Source organism: Mesorhizobium sp. C120A (assembly GCF_030323105.1).
Taxonomy (GTDB): Bacteria; Pseudomonadota; Alphaproteobacteria; order Rhizobiales; family Rhizobiaceae; genus Mesorhizobium.
Genome location: NZ_CP100476.1, coordinates 6297283 through 6314262, shown reverse-complemented (window position 1 = coordinate 6314262; position 16980 = coordinate 6297283). Strand labels below are relative to the sequence as shown.

The following is a 16980-nucleotide window of genomic DNA, read 5'->3' as shown; positions in this document are numbered from 1 at the left end:
GTGGCCGTCTCAGCTACAAGGACATGAACAACATGCAAACCGGTTCCACAATACACGACGACCGAACTGGCGTTTCCGCATTCGGCGGGTTGGGCGCGCAGGCGCGCGGCGCATCTGGCGGGCTGCTCCCGGAGATCTGGATGCAGGACGGCGCAAAGCGGGTCGAACAGGCGCTGGCGCGTCTGCTCTGCGCCGAAGACGACGGTAAGACAGAGCTGATGGCAGCCATGCGCTACGCCACCTTGCATGGCGGGAAGCGCACCAGAGCCTTGCTCTGTCTGGCTGCCGGCGCACTGGCGGGCACGCCGGCGCACATGCTCGACGACGTCGGTGCCGCCATCGAGATGATGCACGCCTGTACCCTGGTCCACGACGACCTGCCCGCGATGGACGACGACGTGCTTCGCCGCGGCCTTCCGACCGTGCACGTAAAGTTCGGCGAAGCCACTGCGATCCTGGTCGGCGATGCGCTGCAGGCCCACGCCTTCCTGACCCTGGCGAGCCTGGATGCGCCGGGCGACAATCGTATCGCGCTCGTGCGTGAACTGGCGCAGGCGGTGTCCGCCGAGGGTGCCGCAGGCGGGCAGGCCATGGATTTGTCGCTGGTCGGAAAGCACGCCGGGCTGGACAGGATCCTGGCGATGCACCGGATGAAAACCGGAGCGCTAGTGCGCGCGTCGGTTCGCATGGGCGCGCTATACTCCATCGCGGAGGATGCCGCGCACACTACGCTGTACAGTGCACTCGATCGCTACACCGCCTGTTATGGCCTGGCGTTGCAGGTGGCCGACGACATTCTCGACGCGACGGCGAATACCGCGACTCTTGGCAAGACCCCCGGCAAGGACGCGGCCGCGCAGAAGCCGACCTGCGCGTCGATCATGGGGTTGCAGGCAGCGCGCCAGTTCGCGCTGTTTTTGTTGCACGACGCCGGGGAGGCCATCGCCCCTCTGGGGGCGCGTGCGGAAGGGTTGGCGCAGATGCTGCAGCGGGCCAACGTCTATCTGTCCGCGCCATACGCATGAGCGCGCCCATCCATAAGGACTTGCCGCTGTGCTGCTGCGATCGGCCGGCGGGCGCTGCATGCTGCACTGTGTCCGTGTCGGCGGCGACGTGCGCGGCGTCTGCCCGTTTCTGTTCTCATAGCCCTCTGCAGAAGGAAAATCCCGCGTGAACGCGCTGTCCGAACAGATCCTTTCCGAATTGCGCCACCTGCTGAGCGAGATGAGCGACGGCGGCAGCGTCGGTCCGTCCGTATACGACACGGCGCGAGCTCTGCAGTTCGACGGCAAAGTCACCGGTCGGCACGAGGCATATGCGTGGCTCATCGCGCAGCAACAGGCCGATGGCGGATGGGGAGGTGCGGACTTCCCGCTGTTTCGCCATGCGCCCACCTGGGCGGCGCTGCTGGCATTGCAGCGTGCCGATCCTCTTCCCGGCGCCGCCGACGCAGTCCAGGCTGCAATCCGGTTCCTCGAGCGCCAGCCCGATCCCTACGCGCATGCGGTGCCGGAAGACGCGCCCATCGGCGCGGAGCTGATCCTGCCGCAGTTGTGCGACGAGGCCGCATCCTTGCTGGGCGCCTTGGCGTTTCCGCGCCACCCGGCGCTGTTGCCGTTGCGGCAAGCACGCCTGGTCAAGCTGGGGGCTGTGGCGACCTTGCCGAGCGGCCATCCGTTGCTGCACTCCTGGGAAGCCTGGGGGGCGTCGCCGGCCACCGCATGCCCGGACGACGACGGCAGCATCGGCATCAGTCCGGCGGCCACCGCCGCGTGGCGTGCGCACGCCGTGACACAGGGAAGAACGCCGCAGGTCGGGCGCACCGACGGGTATCTGCAGGCGGCATCGCGGGCAACGCGCACCGGCATCGAAGGTGTCGTTCCCAACGTCTGGCCGATCAATGTGTTCGAGCCATGCTGGTCGCTGTACACCCTGCATCTGGCCGGTCTGTTCGCGCATCCCGCGCTCGCCGAGGCGGTGCAAGTGATCATCGCGCAGCTTGACGCCCGCCTCGGCGTGCGCGGTCTGGGCCCGGCCTTGCACTTCGCGGCCGATGCGGACGACACCGCCGTTGCATTGTGCGTCCTTCGCCTTGCAGGCCGCGACCCGGCGGTCGATGCATTGCGCCATTTCGAAACCGGCGAGCTGTTCGTCACCTTCCCCGGCGAGCGCAATGCCTCGGTGTCGACCAACATCCATGCCCTGCATGCGTTGCGAATGTTGGGAAAACCCGCCGCCGGCACCAGCGCCTACGTCGAGGCCAATCGCAACCCGCACGGTCTATGGGACAACGAAAAATGGCACGTTTCGTGGCTTTATCCCACCGCGCATGCGGTCGCTGCGCTCGCGCAAGGCAAGCCTCAGTGGCGCGACGAGCGCGCGCTGGCGGGGCTGCTGCGGACGCAGCGCGACGACGGCGGCTGGGGCGCCGGTTGCCCGTCCACATTCGAGGAAACCGCCTATGCGCTGTTCGCGTTGCACGTGATGGACGGGAGCGAAGAGCCGGCAGGGCGCCGTCGCATCGCGCAGGCGGTAGGGCGTGCGCTGAAGTGGATGCTCGCCGGCCACGCGGCGCATGAATTGCCCCAGACGCCGCTGTGGATCGGAAAGGAACTGTATTGCCCCACTCGGGTGGTGCGCGTGGCCGAACTCGCCGGGTTGTGGCTGGCGCTTCGTTGGGGGCGGCGCGTCTCGGCCGAGGGAGCAGGAGCGGGGCCATGATCCCGACCGATCGCGCCCTGCAGCAGGTGCTGGAGTGGGGGCGTTCCCTGACCGGGTTCGCCGACGAGCATGGCGTGGAAGCAGTCCGGGGCGGCCAGTATATCCTGCAGCGCATCCATCCGAGCCTGCGCGACGCCAGCGCCCGCACCGGCCGCGATCCGCTCGACGAAACGCTGATCGTGGCGTTCTATCGCGAACTGGCGCTGCTCTTCTGGCTCGACGATTGCAACGACCTTGGCCTGATCGCGCCGGAGCAGCTCGCCGCGGTGGAGCAGGCGCTGGGGCAAGGTGTGCCGTGCGCGCTTCCCGGATTCGAGGGCTGTGCTGTGCTGCGCGCTTCGCTCGCCGCGCTCGCCTACGATCGTCGCGACTATGCTCAGCTTCTCCACGATACCCGGTGCTACTGCGCGGCGCTGCGCGCCGGACACGCGCAGGCGGCAGGGGCGGAGCGCTGGTCCTACGCCGAGTACTTGCAGAACGGCGTGGATTCGATCGCGTACACGAACGTGTTCTGTTGCCTGTCCTTGCTGTGGGGGCTGGACATGGCGACCTTGCGCGCGCATCCGGCGTTTCGCCAAGCCCTGCGGCTCATATCCGCAATAGGGCGCTTGCAGAACGATCTGCATGGACGCGAAAAGGACAGGTCGGCCGGCGAGGGAGACAACGCGGCGATCCTGCTGCTGCACCGCTATCCGGCCATGCCTGTGGTGGAGTTCCTCAAGGATGAGCTGGCCGGCCATACGCGCATGCTGCACCGGGTGATGGCGGAAGAACGTTTTCCCGCGCCGTGGGGGCCGTTGATCGAGGCCATGGCGGCAGTCCGCGCGCAGTACTACGAGACCTCGACCAGCCGCTACCGCAGCGACGCTGCGGCGGGAGGCCAACGTGCGCGGGCCTGAACGCGCGGGAATCGGCGGCGTGCGCGCGCTGCCGCCGGTCCGATCCGACGCAACGCTGTCGCCCGATGCGGCGGATAGACCGAGCACCAGCGACACCAACCTGAGCCGGCGCAAGGACGACCACCTGGACATCGTGCTGGATCGTCGAACGGCACGGGCCAAGGCCGCCGGCTGGGAGTACATTCGTTTCGAACACTGCGCATTGCCCGAGTTGGACCTGACGCAGATCGACCTCAGCGCCTCGCTGCTGGGCAAGACCATGCGCGCGCCTCTGCTGATCAGCTCCATGACCGGCGGCATGCCACGCGCTGAGGCCATTAACCGGCATCTGAGCGAGGCAGCGCAAGCCTTGGGGATCGCCATGTGCGTCGGTTCGCAGCGCGTGAGCCTGCAATCCCGCAACTCCCAGGGGCTGACGCGCGCGCTACGCCGCCTCGCCCCAGACGTTCCCTTGCTGGCCAATATCGGCGCCGCGCAACTGCGCGAGGCCGACGGCCTGGACCTCGCGCGCGGGGCGGTGGATGCACTGGAGGCCGATGGACTCATCGTCCATCTCAATCCGCTGCAGGAAGCAGTACAGCCGGAGGGCGACCGCGACTGGCGCGGCGTCCTGGCGCAGATCGCTCGCGCCGCGCGCAGCGTCGGCGTGCCGATCGTGGCCAAGGAAGTGGGGTCGGGCCTGTCCGCCTCGGTGGCCTGTGCGCTCGTCGAGGCGGGCGTGGCGGTGATCGATGTCGCCGGCGCCGGCGGCACCAACTGGGCCGCGGTGGAGGGCGAGCGCGCCCCCGATGCCGCCGACCGCGCAGTGGCAATGGCATTCGCGGATTGGGGGATTGCGACCCCGGCCAGCGTGCAGGCGGTACGTCGGGCGCTGCCAGCGGTGAAGCTGATCGCGTCGGGCGGGATCAGCGACGGCGTCGACGCGGCCAAGGCTATCCGCCTGGGCGCGGACATCGCCGGGCAGGCAGCCGGCGTGCTGCGCGCGGCTACGGTATCCACCGAGGCGGTTGTCGCGCATTTCGAGATCGTCATCCGCCAGTTGGCCGTCGCCTGCTTCTGCACCGGCTCGGCTGATCTGGCGGCGTTGCGTCAGGCGCGCTTGTTGCCCTCGACGCATCTGCCCGCCGGTTGATGCCGGCGTAGCCCGCACGTGGCGGCGGGCGCCTAGCCTTGCCGAGTGAGAAGATCGCGGACCGCCGGGCCATTCGCGCTCGTCGCGGGGTTTTTCGGGTGCTGCTTCGTGATCAAGGAGGCGTTCCGCCATATGGACAGCCGCGAGTAAAGCGTATTCGACGGCTATCTCGATGCTCGATCAGGGTGACCGGTCACGCCGAAGATGAGTCCCTAAAAGCGTCGGAACACCAGCTGCGGCGGAGACCGGCATGAGCAGATGGTGCAAATCCATTACAATGAAGGAGTGGCGATCCACATTGACCCCCAGTCAGCGCGGCCGGCCGTATGAACGAGAAGAGACGAGCGATTTCAGCTGCCGGACCGCCTTGATTTAACGTCCGATGATTTCGGAGCGCTGATCGGGCGTCCGTTTCGGACGGCGCCATCGTCGGGCGGCGCTAAATGCAGGATAGTTGATCTCTTTTCGTATCATAAAGCTGATGCATGATACGCGAACAGATCATATCGGGTTGACTCGATCGCTGGATAAGGTACTCTGCCATATCATCTAGCATTGGAATGGATCGTTTACGTATCATATGGACTCTCAATCGGAAATTCTGCGCGAAATCGGTGGGTTTTTCAGGCAGGCGAGGCTGGCCGCTGCCATGACGCAGGAGCAGGTCGCTGATTTGGCGGGTATATCCCGTCCCCGATATCGCGACATCGAAAAGGGAGCCGCAGCCGGGCGTGCGACGACGCTCATGAATATCGCTCGCGCGCTCGGTCTGGAAATGATGCTGGTTCCGCAAGCCATGGTTCCGGCTGTCCAGGCTCTATTGCGTCCGCATGATGATGACGATCGACCCGCCTTTGTTTCTCAACCTGACGATGACGATCATGGCCCCAGTCTTTCGCGCACCTAAGACGATCCCGTCCCTGGACGTGCTCTTGAACGCAGTGAAGATCGGCACAATCGTCAGGACGCCGGGTGATTTCAATGCATTCAACTTCGATGAGGCCTACCGCGCGACGGGCGGCTTTCCGGTTCTCAGCCTGTCGTTCCGGGCAGCGACGGGAGGATTGCGGAAAGATCCGAAGCCTATGGCGGGCGCCTTGCCCGCTTTCTTCGCGAACCTCCTGCCGGAGGAGAAATTGCGCGAGGCGATGGAAAGGCACCACGAAGGCAATGTGCGGCCAGGCAATGATTTCGACCTTTTAGCGGCGCTGGGCGCCGATCTGCCGGGAGCCGTACGGGCGTTGCCCAGTGACGGCGCGATAGCGGTGTCGCAGGATGCTTCAAAGGATAAGCCCAAGGCACGGTTCTCGCTTGCCGGCGTGCAGATGAAACTGTCGGTCATCAAGAACACTGGAAAAGGCGGCGGCCTTACCTTGCCGATGGACGACGAGCAGGGCCGGTACATCGCCAAGTTCCCGTCGACGGCCTTTCCGGACGTTTCCGAGAACGAATTCGCCAACCTGGCGCTGGCAGCAGCAATCGGCATGCAGGTTCCTGAATGCGAACTGGTCGAGAAGTCCGATTTTGAGGGCGTTCCCGAAGAATTCAATACGCTGTCGGAAGGCAAGGTCCTTCTCGTCAAACGCTTCGATCGCGGCGCCGGTGGCGGGAGGATACACATCGAGGATTTCGCTCAGGTCTTCGGTGTCTACCCGTCGCGCAAATATGAGGGGGCTGCTTATCACGACATAGCCTTGGCTCTTGGTGTCGCCGTCTCGCCTACGGCGGCTCTCGAGTTCGTCCGCCGCCTGGCACTGACCGTCATCACCGGAAATGGCGACATGCACCTGAAGAATTGGTCTTTGATCTATCCGGGTAACGGCGACAAGCCGGCGCTTGCACCAATCTACGACGTCCTGTCCACCGTGCCATACATTCCCGCCGACGCCTTGGCGCTGTCGCTTGGAGGAGAGCGCTCGTTTAAGGCGCTAGCAGCACCGCGATGGAAAGCATTTGCGAACCGTGCACGGCTTCCGGAGCCAGCAGTCCTAAAGGCAGTGGTCGAGACGGTCAAACTCGTCAACGAACACTGGTGGCATCTGCCTGAGCGCGACCTTGTCGCTGCGAAAGTGCTCGAGCGGATCGACGAACATGTGAAGGCGATGACGCCGGTACTGAACTCCTGTGCCGACAAGTGAGCCGAGACCCCTCGGGTTGCTGATATAGCGGGACTATCCGCCTGTGGGACCGGATGAGTGGCCGCGGACCGATGGTATGCCGTCGCGCGCAAGATTCTACGCAGTGTCGACGAGGACACGAGAGACGAAGCACGTCAGCTCGCCGGAACAGAAGAGTTCGCAGCATGCCGCAGAGGGTCGAGATGCTGTTCCTCCACCTCAATACAACGATGCGGTTCAACCGAATGCGGTGACTGAGGATCGCGATCCGACGCTTTGTGTCGCCAATGTCGCGTCCGCTACACGGGCTGTTCCGACGATCTTTCTTGGAACTCAAGCTAAACCCCTGAAAAGCAACCCGAAATTATTCTTCGGTTGGATCAGGCAAATTGGCATGAGTCTTGAGATCCTTAGGTGCGAGGCGGCTAGAGCTGCCCGACCGGCATTCATGTCGCGGCAGCCGCGATGAATGGAACGAAGGAAGGAAAGCTACATGTCAGGTTTGCGTCAGATCGCCTTTTACGGCAAGGGCGGCATCGGCAAGTCCACCACCTCCCAGAATACGCTCGCCGCCCTTGTCGATCTCGGGCAGAGAATCCTCATCGTCGGCTGCGATCCCAAAGCCGACTCCACCCGCCTGATCCTGAACGCGAAGGCGCAGGATACGGTCCTGCACCTCGCGGCAGAGGAAGGTTCGGTGGAAGACCTGGAACTCGCGGACGTGCTCAAGGTCGGCTACAAAGGAATCAAATGCGTGGAGTCGGGCGGCCCTGAGCCGGGTGTCGGCTGCGCCGGCCGCGGCGTGATCACCTCGATCAACTTCCTCGAGGAGAACGGCGCCTACGACGACGTCGACTATGTCTCCTACGACGTGCTCGGGGATGTGGTGTGTGGCGGTTTCGCGATGCCGATCCGAGAGAACAAGGCCCAGGAAATCTATATCGTCATGTCCGGCGAGATGATGGCGCTCTATGCCGCCAACAACATCGCCAAGGGTATCCTGAAATACGCCCATTCGGGCGGCGTGCGGCTCGGCGGCCTGATCTGCAACGAGCGCCAAACCGACCGCGAACTCGACCTCGCCGAGGCGCTTGCTTCCAGGCTCAATTCCAAACTTATCCACTTCGTGCCGCGCGACAACATCGTCCAGCACGCCGAGCTCAGGAAGATGTCTGTGATCCAGTATGCGCCGGACTCCAAGCAGGCCGGCGAATACAGGGCGCTGGCCGAGAAGATCCATGGGAATTCGGGCCAGGGCACCATCCCGACCCCGATCACCATGGAGGAGCTCGAGGACATGCTGCTCGACTTCGGCATCATGAAGACGGACGAGCAGATGCTTGCCGAGCTTCAGGTCAAGGAAGCGGCTAAGGCGGCCGCACAGTAGCGACCACTGCCGACATGAGGCGCCGCCTGACCTGGTGCGTCTTTCAAAGAACGGCGCCTCGTCGGTGAGGCGTCACCCTGAACCTTGAAAGGGGTCCCATGAGCCTGGAATACGAGAATGACGGTGGCCTCCATGCGAGGCTAATCGAGGAAGTGCTGTCGCAATATCCTGACAAGTCGGCGAAGCGCCGCAAAAAGCACCTCAGCGTCGCAAAAAGCGGCGACGAGGCTGGCGAGGAAAGCGAGGTCCTTTCCGAATGCGAGGTCAAATCGAACATCAAGTCCATCCCCGGCGTGATGACAATTCGCGGCTGCGCCTATGCCGGCTCGAAAGGCGTGGTGTGGGGTCCAGTCAAGGATATGGTCCATATCTCGCACGGGCCGGTAGGCTGCGGGCAATATTCCTGGTCTCAGCGCCGCAACTACTACATCGGCACGACCGGCATTGACACGTTCGTCACCATGCAGTTCACCTCCGATTTCCAGGAGAAGGACATTGTTTTCGGCGGCGACAAGAAGCTCGAACGGATCATCGACGAGATCGAGGAACTGTTTCCGCTGAACAAGGGCATGACTGTGCAATCCGAATGCCCGATTGGCCTGATTGGCGACGACACCGAAGCTGTGTCCCGCAACAAGGCCAAGGAGCACGAAAAGACAATCGTGCCGGTGCGCTGCGAGGGCTTCCGCGGCGTCTCGCAATCCCTCGGCCACCACATCGCCAACGACGCGATCCGCGACTGGGTGTTCGAGAAGAAGGACCTCGAGCTCGAGGCCGGCCCGTACGATGTCAATGTGGTCGGCGACTATAATATCGGCGGCGACGCCTGGGCTTCGCGCATCCTGCTCGAGGAGATGGGTTTGCGCGTGGTCGGCAACTGGTCGGGCGACGCTACGCTGGCCGAAATAGAGCGAGCGCCAAAGGCGAAACTCAATCTCATCCATTGCTATAGGTCGATGAACTACATCTGCCGGCACATGGAGGAAAAGTATGGCATCGCCTGGATGGAGTACAATTTCTTCGGGCCCTCCCAGACCGAAGCCTCTCTGCGCAAGATAGCCAAGCACTTCGGGCCGGAAATCGAGGCAAAGGCCGAGGCGGTCATCGCCAAATACCGGCCGCTGGTCGAGGCGGTCATAGCCAAGTACCGGCCGCGCCTCGAAGGCAGGACGGTGATGCTCTATGTCGGCGGGCTGCGCCCCCGTCACGTCGTCACCGCATATGAGGACCTGGGCATGGTGATCGTCGGCACCGGCTATGAATTTGGCCATAACGACGACTATCAGCGCACCGGCCACTACGTGAAAAAGGGCACGCTGATCTATGACGACGTAACTGGTTACGAGCTGGAGAAGTTCATCGAGGGGATCCGTCCCGATCTCGTGGGCTCCGGCATCAAAGAAAAGTACCCGGTCCAGAAGATGGGCATACCGTTCCGTCAAATGCATTCCTGGGATTATTCCGGCCCGTATCATGGCTACGACGGCTTCGCCATCTTCGCGCGCGATATGGACCTGGCCATCAACAACCCTGTCTGGAATCTCTACGACGCCCCCTGGAAGAAAAAAGCCGAGCCGTCGGCGGCGATCGCAGCCGAATGAAACCCTGGCCTCCCGGAAGCCGGGAGGCCGCGAACGCCTGTGGCCGCTTGTCCGCGGGAGACCTGAAAACGTTTCGACGTCCCTGTGCCGCCGTATGGCGGGCCAGATGGAAAGAGGTAACCACCCATGCCGCAGTCGGCTGAAAAAGTTCTCGACCACGCGCCCCTGTTCCGCGAGCCGGAATACAGGCAGATGCTCGCCGAGAAGAGGCTGAATTTCGAATGTCCTCACCCGGACCAGATCGTTACCGACCAAGGCGAATTCACCAAGACGTGGGAATACCGCGAAAAGAACCTTGCTCGCCAAGCCCTGGTCGTGAACCCCGCCAAGGCCTGCCAGCCGCTCGGCGCGGTGTTCGCGGCCGCAGGCTTCGAGCGAACCATGTCCTTCGTCCATGGCAGCCAGGGCTGCGTGGCCTATTACCGCTCGCACCTGTCGCGCCATTTCAAGGAGCCTGCTTCGGCGGTTTCCTCCTCGATGACCGAGGACGCGGCAGTGTTCGGCGGCCTGAAGAACCTGGTCGATGGGCTCGCCAACACGTACCAACTCTACGACCCGAAGATGATCGCCGTCTCGACCACTTGTATGGCGGAGGTCATTGGCGACGATCTGCACAGCTTCATCGAGAACGCCAAGGACGAAGGCTCGGTCCCGCGCGACTTCGACGTGCCTTTCGCCCATACGCCGGCCTTCGTCGGCAGCCATGTCGACGGCTATGACGTTACGGTCAAGGGCATTTTGGAGCATTTCTGGAAAGGGGAGGAGCGAACGGAAGCCGAGGGGACCATCAACGTCATTCCGGGCTTCGACGGATTCTGTGTTGGCAACAACCGGGAACTCAAGCGCCTGCTCGACCTGATAGGCGTATCCTACACCTTCATCCAAGACGCCTCTGACCAGTTCGACACGCCGTCCGACGGCGAATACCGCATGTATGACGGCGGCACGAAGATCGAAGACGTGAGGAAGGCACTCAACGCCGAGGCGACGCTGTCGCTGCAGCATTACAACACCCGAAAAACACTGGAGTATTGCGAGGGGGTGGGGCAGGCGACGTCCTCGTTCCATTACCCGCTCGGAGTCCAGGCAACCGACGACTTCCTCGTGGAGGTCTCCGCGATTTCCGGCAAGCAAATCCCCGAGGCAATCCGCCTGGAGCGCGGCCGACTTGTCGACGCCATGGCCGACAGCCAATCCTGGCTGCACGGTAAGAAATACGCCATCTACGGCGATCCGGACTTTGTCTACGCCATGGCCCGCTTCATCATGGAGACGGGCGGCGAGCCGACCCATTGCCTCGCCACCAACGGCACGTCGGCATGGGAAGCGGAGTTGAAGGAACTGCTTGCATCATCGCCCTTCGGCAAGGATGCTCAAGTCTGGGCGGGCAAGGACCTCTGGGCGATGCGCTCCCTGCTCTTCACCGAGCCGGTGGACCTGCTGATCGGCAACTCCTATGGCAAGTATCTGGAGCGCGACACGGGCACGCCGCTGATCCGGCTGACGTTTCCGATCTTCGATCGCCACCATCACCACCGGTTCGCGCTGATGGGCTACCAAGGCGGGTTGCGCGTGCTGACGACGATCCTCGACAAGATCTTCGACAAACTCGATCGCAAGACAAGCGAGACGGGCGTGACGGACTATTCGTATGACCTCACCCGCTAAGCTTGACGGTCGGCTTTGGCCGGTCGTCTTCCCGAGGGACTTTGGAGACCGACGCAATGTCCTTGCTCAGAGCCAAAATCCAGGATGTCTTCAACGAGCCTGGCTGCGAAAAGAACCGCTGCAAGGATGCCAAGGCGCGCAAGGTGGGCTGTTCGAGGCCACTGACCCCCGGGGCGGCGGCCGGCGGCTGTGTCTTCGATGGCGCCAAGATCGTACTGCAGCCGATCACCGACGTCGCACACCTGGTCCATGGGCCGCTCGCCTGCGAGGGCAATTCCTGGGACAACCGCGGTGCGGCTTCGTCCGGGCCAACGCTGTGGCGCACGAGCTTCACGACCGACCTCACCGAACTCGATGTTGTCATGGGGCAGGGCGAGCGGAAGCTCTTCAAAGGGATCCGCGAGATCAAGGAAGCGTATGGGCCGCCGGCGATCTTCGTCTATTCGACCTGCGTGACGGCGCTGATCGGCGACGACATCGAGGCTGTCTGCAAGCGCGCGGCGGAAAAGTTCGGCTTGGCCGTTGTGCCGGTCAATGCGCCGGGCTTCGCCGGCTCCAAGAATCTTGGCAACAAGCTTGCCGGCGAGGCATTGCTCGATCATGTCATCGGCACGGCCGAGCCCGACGATCCCGGCCCTTACGACATCAACATCCTTGGCGAATTCAACCTCTCAGGCGAATTCTGGCTGGTGAAGCCGCTGCTGGATCGGCTCGGGATCCGGGTGCGCGCCTGCATTCCGGCTGACGCGCGTTACTTCGACATTGCCTGCGCGCACCGCGCCCGGGCGGCTATGGTGGTGTGCTCGACCGCGCTCATCAATCTCGCCCGCAAAATGGACGAGCGCTGGGGCATCCCGTTTTTCGAGGGCTCCTTCTACGGCATCACCGATACCTCGGATGCACTCCGGAACATAGCTGAGCTGCTCGTGAAGCAGGGTGCTGATCCGGAGATCCTCGGCCGCACCGAGGTATTGATTGCAGAGGAAGAGGCGATCGCCTGGAAGAAGCTAGCGGCCTACCGGCCGAGGCTCGCAGGCAAGCGCGTGCTGCTCAACACCGGCGGCGTGAAGTCCTGGTCGGTCGTCCATGCGCTGATGGAGATCGGGATCGAGATCGTCGGCACCTCTGTCAAGAAGTCGACCGTCGAAGACAAGGAGCGGATCAAGCAGATCCTCAAGGACGACAACCATATATTCGAGCAGATGGCAGCGCGCGAGCTTTACGCCATGCTCTCCGAACACAAGGCCGATATCCTGCTATCAGGCGGGCGCACGCAATTCGTCGCTCTGAAGGCCAAGACACCCTGGCTCGACATCAACCAGGAGCGCCAACACCCTTACGCCGGCTATGACGGCATGGTGGAACTCGTACGCCAGATCGACCTGGCCATTCAAAACCCCATCTGGTGCCAGGTACGGGAGCCGGCACCATGGGATTGCCAGCCTGCGGTGGGGGAGGAACTGCCGCGCACGAAAAGCGAGAACGTGACCTTGCATGCTGTCCAGGAATTCTCCGGCACGACGGCCGCTGATTTCGGCGAGTGTTGAGAAGCCAATGGGCCGCATCCTTCCCCAGACCAAAGCGGCGGCGGTCAATCCGCTGAAGTCATCGCAGCCGCTGGGTGCCGCCTTGGCCTTTCTTGGCGTCGACGGCGCGATGCCATTGTTCCACGGCAGCCAGGGGTGCACCAGCTTCGCGCTCGTGCTCTTCGTGCGACATTTCAAGGAAGCCATTCCCTTGCAGACAACCGCGATGGACGAGGTGGCAACGATCCTCGGCGGGGCAGACCATCTGGAAGAGGCGATCCTCAACCTCAAGGCCCGCACAAAGCCAACGCTGATCGGGGTTTGCACGACCGCGCTGGTGGAAACCCGGGGCGAAGACTGCGCAGGAGATATCGCCAATATCAGGCTGAAGCGCACCAAAGAGCTCGCGGGTACGGAGGTGGTGCTGGCCAACACGCCAGATTTCGATGGTGCGATCGAAGAGGGCTGGGCCAAAGCTGTCACCGCGATGATCGAAGGGATTACACGGCCCGGCGAGCAGGCGCGGCAATCGAAGAAAATCGTGATCCTGCCTGGCTGGAACCTCACTGTGGCTGACATCGAGCATTTGCGTGAGATGGTTGAGAGCTTTGGACTGAAACCGGTGATTTTGCCGGACGTCTCCGGCTCGCTCGACGGTACGGTGCCCGACCGTTGGGTCACGACCACCTATGGCGGCACCAGCGTAGAGGATATTCGCGAGCTTGGCACGGCAGGGCAATGCATCGTCATCGGTGAGCATATGCGCCGCCCGGCCGACGTGCTGCATAGGTTGACCGGGGTGCCTTACGTGCTGTTCCGGTCGTTGACTGGATTGAGGGACGCCGATCGGTTCGTATCGCTGCTGTCCGCAGTTTCGGGCGAGGCGGCGCCGGCTGGGGTGCGCCGTCGGCGGGCGCAGTTGCAGGACGCGTTGCTCGACGGACATTTCCACTTTGGAGGCAAGAAAATTGCGATCGCTGCTGAACCAGACCAACTCTACCAACTCGCGAGCTTCTTCATCGGCATGGGCTCCGAAATCGCGGCGGCGGTCACAACGGCCGCTATGTCGAAAATTCTGGAGGAAGTGCCGGCGCAGTCGGTTCAAATCGGCGATCTCGGCGATTTGGAAGCGCTTGGCGCCGGCGCTGATCTTCTCGTTACTCATTCCCACGGCCGCCAGGCGGCCCAGCGCCTCGGCATTCCGCTCATGCGGGTCGGCTTCCCGATCTTCGACCGGCTCGGGGCCCAGCACAAGCTCACAATCCTCTACCAAGGGACCCGCGACCTGATCTTCGAGGTCGCCAACATTTTCGAAGCCAAGGGGCACGCGCCGACGCCTGAGGCGCTTGATCCACTCCGTAAGCGGGAAATGCCAGATGAGCTCCGTTCGTCGCCTCTCGCTCGTCACTGACGAGGTTCACTCACCGAAGCCGGAACGCCAAGCCGGCGCATTGCGCGTGGCCATCGCCACGCAGGACATGAAGAACCTCAACGCCCATTTCGGGTCGGCCAGGCGCTTTGCTGTCTACGACGTGATGCGCGAGGAGTGGAATCTCGTGGAAGCCGTGGCCTTTGACGACGTTTCCGACGAGAGCGGGAAGCACCGAACCGAGGGCGATGACTGTATCACCCCGAAGGTGGAGGCGCTAAAGGGCTGCCACTTGCTGTTTTGTCTGGCGATCGGCGGACCTTCGGCAGCCAAACTTGTTTCCGCAAAGATTCATCCGATCAAAGTGCCGCAGCCCCAGACCATCCAAGAGGTGCTGTTGCGCACGCAGATGATGCTCAGGACGTGTCCTCCCCCTTGGCTGCGCAAGGTGCTGGCGCAGGCAGGTGTCGCTGAACAGAAACCCTCCTTCGAGGACGAGGGCTGAAATGAGGAGTGAGCGAAATGTTTGAAGCCGCTGTTAGCCCTGCCGCCACCGAGGACGAGGCGGCCCTTGCCACCCCGCTCGTCAAATGCCTCGTGCGGCTGATCCGTGCCAATGATTCCCACGGGTCATGGGAAGGCAAATCGGACGCCGAGCTGCTGGGCGACTTCATCATCACCAGGGAACAGCGTCGTGCAATTCCAATCATCGGCGATCCCGATCCGGACGTGCTGTGGAGGCTCGATAAGTTCTACACCGCCGTCGGGCTTGCGATTGAGGAACGCTCCGGCCTGATGGCATCGCCGATGATTGAGATAAGCCATGAGGGCTTCGGGCGCGTGCTCTTCACGGCCGGGCGGTTGGTCGTTCTGTCAAAGACCCTGCGCGACGTCCATCGGTTCGGCTTCGAGACATTCTGGAAACTCGCGGCGGCCGGTACCCAACTGGCCGGCGATGCCACCGCAGCCATTGAGGCTTATCCCGAGGTGGCGCGGGCGTGATGGAACCGATTTCGATTTTCGATCAAGGGGATCATGTCAGGCTCGAGGACATGCGACCGCCAGCCCTCTCAATCGAGGCGGTGGAGGCCGATGTGGTTCTTGGGGTGGCGCTGATGAAGCCACTGGTCCTGATCTGTTCGCAAGGTGCGGAGTTGTATCTGTACTACAGCCACATTCTGGGGGTGGATGGCTTCAGGATTGAACTGGCCAGAAGCGTGGAGGAAGCGCTCGCATTAGCCAGTGAACGGGAGCCGCAGGCCGTGGTGCTGGACTGCCAGCCGGCAAGCTCGACAGGGTCCACCATCTGTGCCCAGCTCAAGGCGGAGTTCCGGAACAGAGGCCTGCTGGTTATTGCGCTGATCGCGCCCGGCGCCGAAAACCAGCACCTCGATCTCTTGAAGGCAGGTATTGACGAGAGCTTTGTGCGGCCCTTCGCGCCGGCGATGCTGCTCGACTGTCTACGCACGAAGCTGGCGCTGCCAAAGCCGGGTTCAAACGGGATCGAAAACGGCAGCTGGCTCCGCTGTGGCAAGCTAGAGATGAACGTCGATGCCCGCCGAGTCCATGGTAACGGCCACGACATCCACCTTGGACCGATCCAGTTTAAGCTGCTGCGGCATTTGCTCGAGACTCCCGGCATGGTGTTCAGCCGAGTCGAGTTAAAGAACGCAGCTTGGGGGGAAAAGATACATGTCGGTGAACGCACCGTCGATGTCCATATCAGCCGGATCAGAAAGGAGCTGGAGAGGACGTCGGCCGGGAGCGTCATTCGAACCATCAGGTCCGACGGCTACTCGCTGGAGGAGGCGGACCTTGAGCCTGAAGCTGATGGCGGATAGGCATCGGTGCGGTGCCACTCGCTCGAGTGGCCGGACGGCTGGACCGCGAAGATGTAGTGCCACCCCATCTCCGTCGTGCTGAGGGCAAGTCTTGCGGCTTCGAAACGCGCCTACAGATACGACATACTTAGAAAGAAGCAGCCAGATGGCCTTCAAAAGCGTACTCAGTGTGACGGGAGTTGACCACTCCGATCAGGATGTCAGGACAGCTGCCAGCTTGTGTGCCGAATTCGGCGCGTACCTTTCCGTACTGGTGATGTCGCCTCCGCCGCTCATTTTGCCTTCTCCGCTGCTCGGCCATGGCATCCCCGAGTGGCCTGGACAAAGCGCACAGGCCATCGCCAGACTGGGCAAACGGTTTAGATTGGGACCCAGTTCGCCGACTTCATTGTCACCAGAAAACAGCGCCGTGCGATGCCTGTCATCGGGATCCCGAGCCGGACGTGCTGTGGAGGCTCGACATGTTCTACACCGCCGTCGAGCTCGCGATCGAGGAGCGCTCCGGCTTGATGATATCGCCTATGTCAAAGCTAGATGAGATGGGGAATAAAGTCCGAAAGCTTCAGCTGCGCGCGGCAGTTGCCAAGATGAAATTGCGCGACCTTGCAGAGAATCTCCCGGGAAAATGGACGGAGATAGAGGAAGTTGCCGAGGAAACGTCGCCGTTTTCGCCGAGTTGGATGGTGCCAGGAGAGAGCTCGCTGCAATGAAGAAGTTAC

General features: G+C 62.7%; 15 protein-coding genes. All 15 read left to right on the top strand.

The window, feature by feature from the left end:
- Positions 1 to 23: 23 nt before the first annotated feature.
- Positions 24 to 1025 (top strand): polyprenyl synthetase family protein, encoded by a 1002-nt coding sequence (locus NL532_RS30635; protein ID WP_196813883.1) that lies wholly within the window; start codon positions 24 to 26, stop codon positions 1023 to 1025.
- A gap of 145 nt (positions 1026 to 1170) precedes the next feature.
- A complete protein-coding gene (locus NL532_RS30630) occupies positions 1171 to 2721 on the top strand; it encodes a prenyltransferase/squalene oxidase repeat-containing protein (protein ID WP_023829752.1) in 1551 nt (516 codons plus the stop codon).
- Entirely contained in the window at positions 2718 to 3620 is a 903-nt protein-coding gene (locus NL532_RS30625; RefSeq protein ID WP_023829751.1) for a terpene synthase family protein, read from the top strand. Before NL532_RS30630 ends, NL532_RS30625 begins: the two co-directional genes overlap by 4 nt.
- Before the next feature lie 55 nt (positions 3621 to 3675).
- Entirely contained in the window at positions 3676 to 4752 is a 1077-nt protein-coding gene (gene fni / locus NL532_RS30620; protein WP_286488173.1) for a type 2 isopentenyl-diphosphate Delta-isomerase, read from the top strand.
- A 580-nt stretch (positions 4753 to 5332) separates the two neighbouring features.
- The gene (locus NL532_RS30615) at positions 5333 to 5659 is read left to right on the top strand and encodes a helix-turn-helix domain-containing protein (RefSeq protein WP_023829749.1); all 327 of its coding nucleotides are present in this window, start codon (positions 5333 to 5335) and stop codon (positions 5657 to 5659) included.
- Positions 5634 to 6890, top strand: a complete 1257-nt coding sequence (locus NL532_RS30610) for a type II toxin-antitoxin system HipA family toxin (protein ID WP_023829748.1) — start codon at positions 5634 to 5636, stop codon at positions 6888 to 6890. Before NL532_RS30615 ends, NL532_RS30610 begins: the two co-directional genes overlap by 26 nt.
- A gap of 472 nt (positions 6891 to 7362) precedes the next feature.
- Positions 7363 to 8256 (top strand): nitrogenase iron protein, encoded by an 894-nt coding sequence (gene nifH / locus NL532_RS30605; RefSeq protein WP_023706403.1) that lies wholly within the window; start codon positions 7363 to 7365, stop codon positions 8254 to 8256.
- 98 nt (positions 8257 to 8354) lie between these two features.
- A complete protein-coding gene (gene nifD / locus NL532_RS30600) occupies positions 8355 to 9857 on the top strand; it encodes a nitrogenase molybdenum-iron protein alpha chain (RefSeq protein WP_023829747.1) in 1503 nt (500 codons plus the stop codon).
- Between the two features lie 126 nt (positions 9858 to 9983).
- Entirely contained in the window at positions 9984 to 11525 is a 1542-nt protein-coding gene (gene nifK, locus NL532_RS30595; RefSeq protein ID WP_023829746.1) for a nitrogenase molybdenum-iron protein subunit beta, read from the top strand.
- Between the two features lie 56 nt (positions 11526 to 11581).
- The gene (nifE, locus tag NL532_RS30590) at positions 11582 to 13072 is read left to right on the top strand and encodes a nitrogenase iron-molybdenum cofactor biosynthesis protein NifE (RefSeq protein WP_023829745.1); all 1491 of its coding nucleotides are present in this window, start codon (positions 11582 to 11584) and stop codon (positions 13070 to 13072) included.
- Between the two features lie 7 nt (positions 13073 to 13079).
- A complete protein-coding gene (nifN, locus tag NL532_RS30585; protein ID WP_023829744.1) occupies positions 13080 to 14462 on the top strand; it encodes a nitrogenase iron-molybdenum cofactor biosynthesis protein NifN in 1383 nt (460 codons plus the stop codon).
- A complete protein-coding gene (nifX, locus tag NL532_RS30580) occupies positions 14428 to 14925 on the top strand; it encodes a nitrogen fixation protein NifX (RefSeq protein WP_023829743.1) in 498 nt (165 codons plus the stop codon). The genes nifN and nifX overlap by 35 nt, the downstream gene beginning before the upstream one ends.
- A 17-nt stretch (positions 14926 to 14942) precedes the next feature.
- Positions 14943 to 15422 carry a NifX-associated nitrogen fixation protein gene (locus tag NL532_RS30575; RefSeq protein ID WP_023829742.1) on the top strand — a complete coding sequence of 160 codons (480 nt, stop codon included), beginning with the start codon at positions 14943 to 14945 and terminating at the stop codon, positions 15420 to 15422.
- Positions 15422 to 16261: a response regulator transcription factor gene (locus NL532_RS30570; RefSeq protein WP_050591004.1), complete on the top strand. Its 840-nt coding sequence runs from the start codon at positions 15422 to 15424 to the stop codon at positions 16259 to 16261. The genes NL532_RS30575 and NL532_RS30570 overlap by 1 nt, the downstream gene beginning before the upstream one ends.
- A 461-nt stretch (positions 16262 to 16722) precedes the next feature.
- Positions 16723 to 16971: a CCE_0567 family metalloprotein gene (locus NL532_RS32345; RefSeq protein ID WP_502881991.1), complete on the top strand. Its 249-nt coding sequence runs from the start codon at positions 16723 to 16725 to the stop codon at positions 16969 to 16971.
- Positions 16972 to 16980 lie beyond the last annotated feature (9 nt).

Bases quoted from the DNA above. Each gene is read 5' to 3' on its own strand.
- nifN (WP_023829744.1), top strand. From the start codon at position 13,080: ATGGGCCGCATCCTTCCCCAGACCAAAGCGGCGGCGGTCAATCCGCTG.
- nifK (WP_023829746.1), top strand. From the start codon at position 9,984: ATGCCGCAGTCGGCTGAAAAAGTTCTCGACCACGCGCCCCTGTTCCGC.
- nifE (WP_023829745.1), top strand. From the start codon at position 11,582: ATGTCCTTGCTCAGAGCCAAAATCCAGGATGTCTTCAACGAGCCTGGC.
- NL532_RS32345 (WP_502881991.1), top strand. From the start codon at position 16,723: ATGTTCTACACCGCCGTCGAGCTCGCGATCGAGGAGCGCTCCGGCTTG.
- nifX (WP_023829743.1), top strand. From the start codon at position 14,428: ATGAGCTCCGTTCGTCGCCTCTCGCTCGTCACTGACGAGGTTCACTCA.
- nifD (WP_023829747.1), top strand. From the start codon at position 8,355: ATGAGCCTGGAATACGAGAATGACGGTGGCCTCCATGCGAGGCTAATC.
- NL532_RS30575 (WP_023829742.1), top strand. From the start codon at position 14,943: ATGTTTGAAGCCGCTGTTAGCCCTGCCGCCACCGAGGACGAGGCGGCC.
- NL532_RS30615 (WP_023829749.1), top strand. From the start codon at position 5,333: ATGGACTCTCAATCGGAAATTCTGCGCGAAATCGGTGGGTTTTTCAGG.
- NL532_RS30635 (WP_196813883.1), top strand. From the start codon at position 24: ATGAACAACATGCAAACCGGTTCCACAATACACGACGACCGAACTGGC.
- NL532_RS30570 (WP_050591004.1), top strand. From the start codon at position 15,422: ATGGAACCGATTTCGATTTTCGATCAAGGGGATCATGTCAGGCTCGAG.
- nifH (WP_023706403.1), top strand. From the start codon at position 7,363: ATGTCAGGTTTGCGTCAGATCGCCTTTTACGGCAAGGGCGGCATCGGC.
- NL532_RS30610 (WP_023829748.1), top strand. From the start codon at position 5,634: ATGGCCCCAGTCTTTCGCGCACCTAAGACGATCCCGTCCCTGGACGTG.
- NL532_RS30625 (WP_023829751.1), top strand. From the start codon at position 2,718: ATGATCCCGACCGATCGCGCCCTGCAGCAGGTGCTGGAGTGGGGGCGT.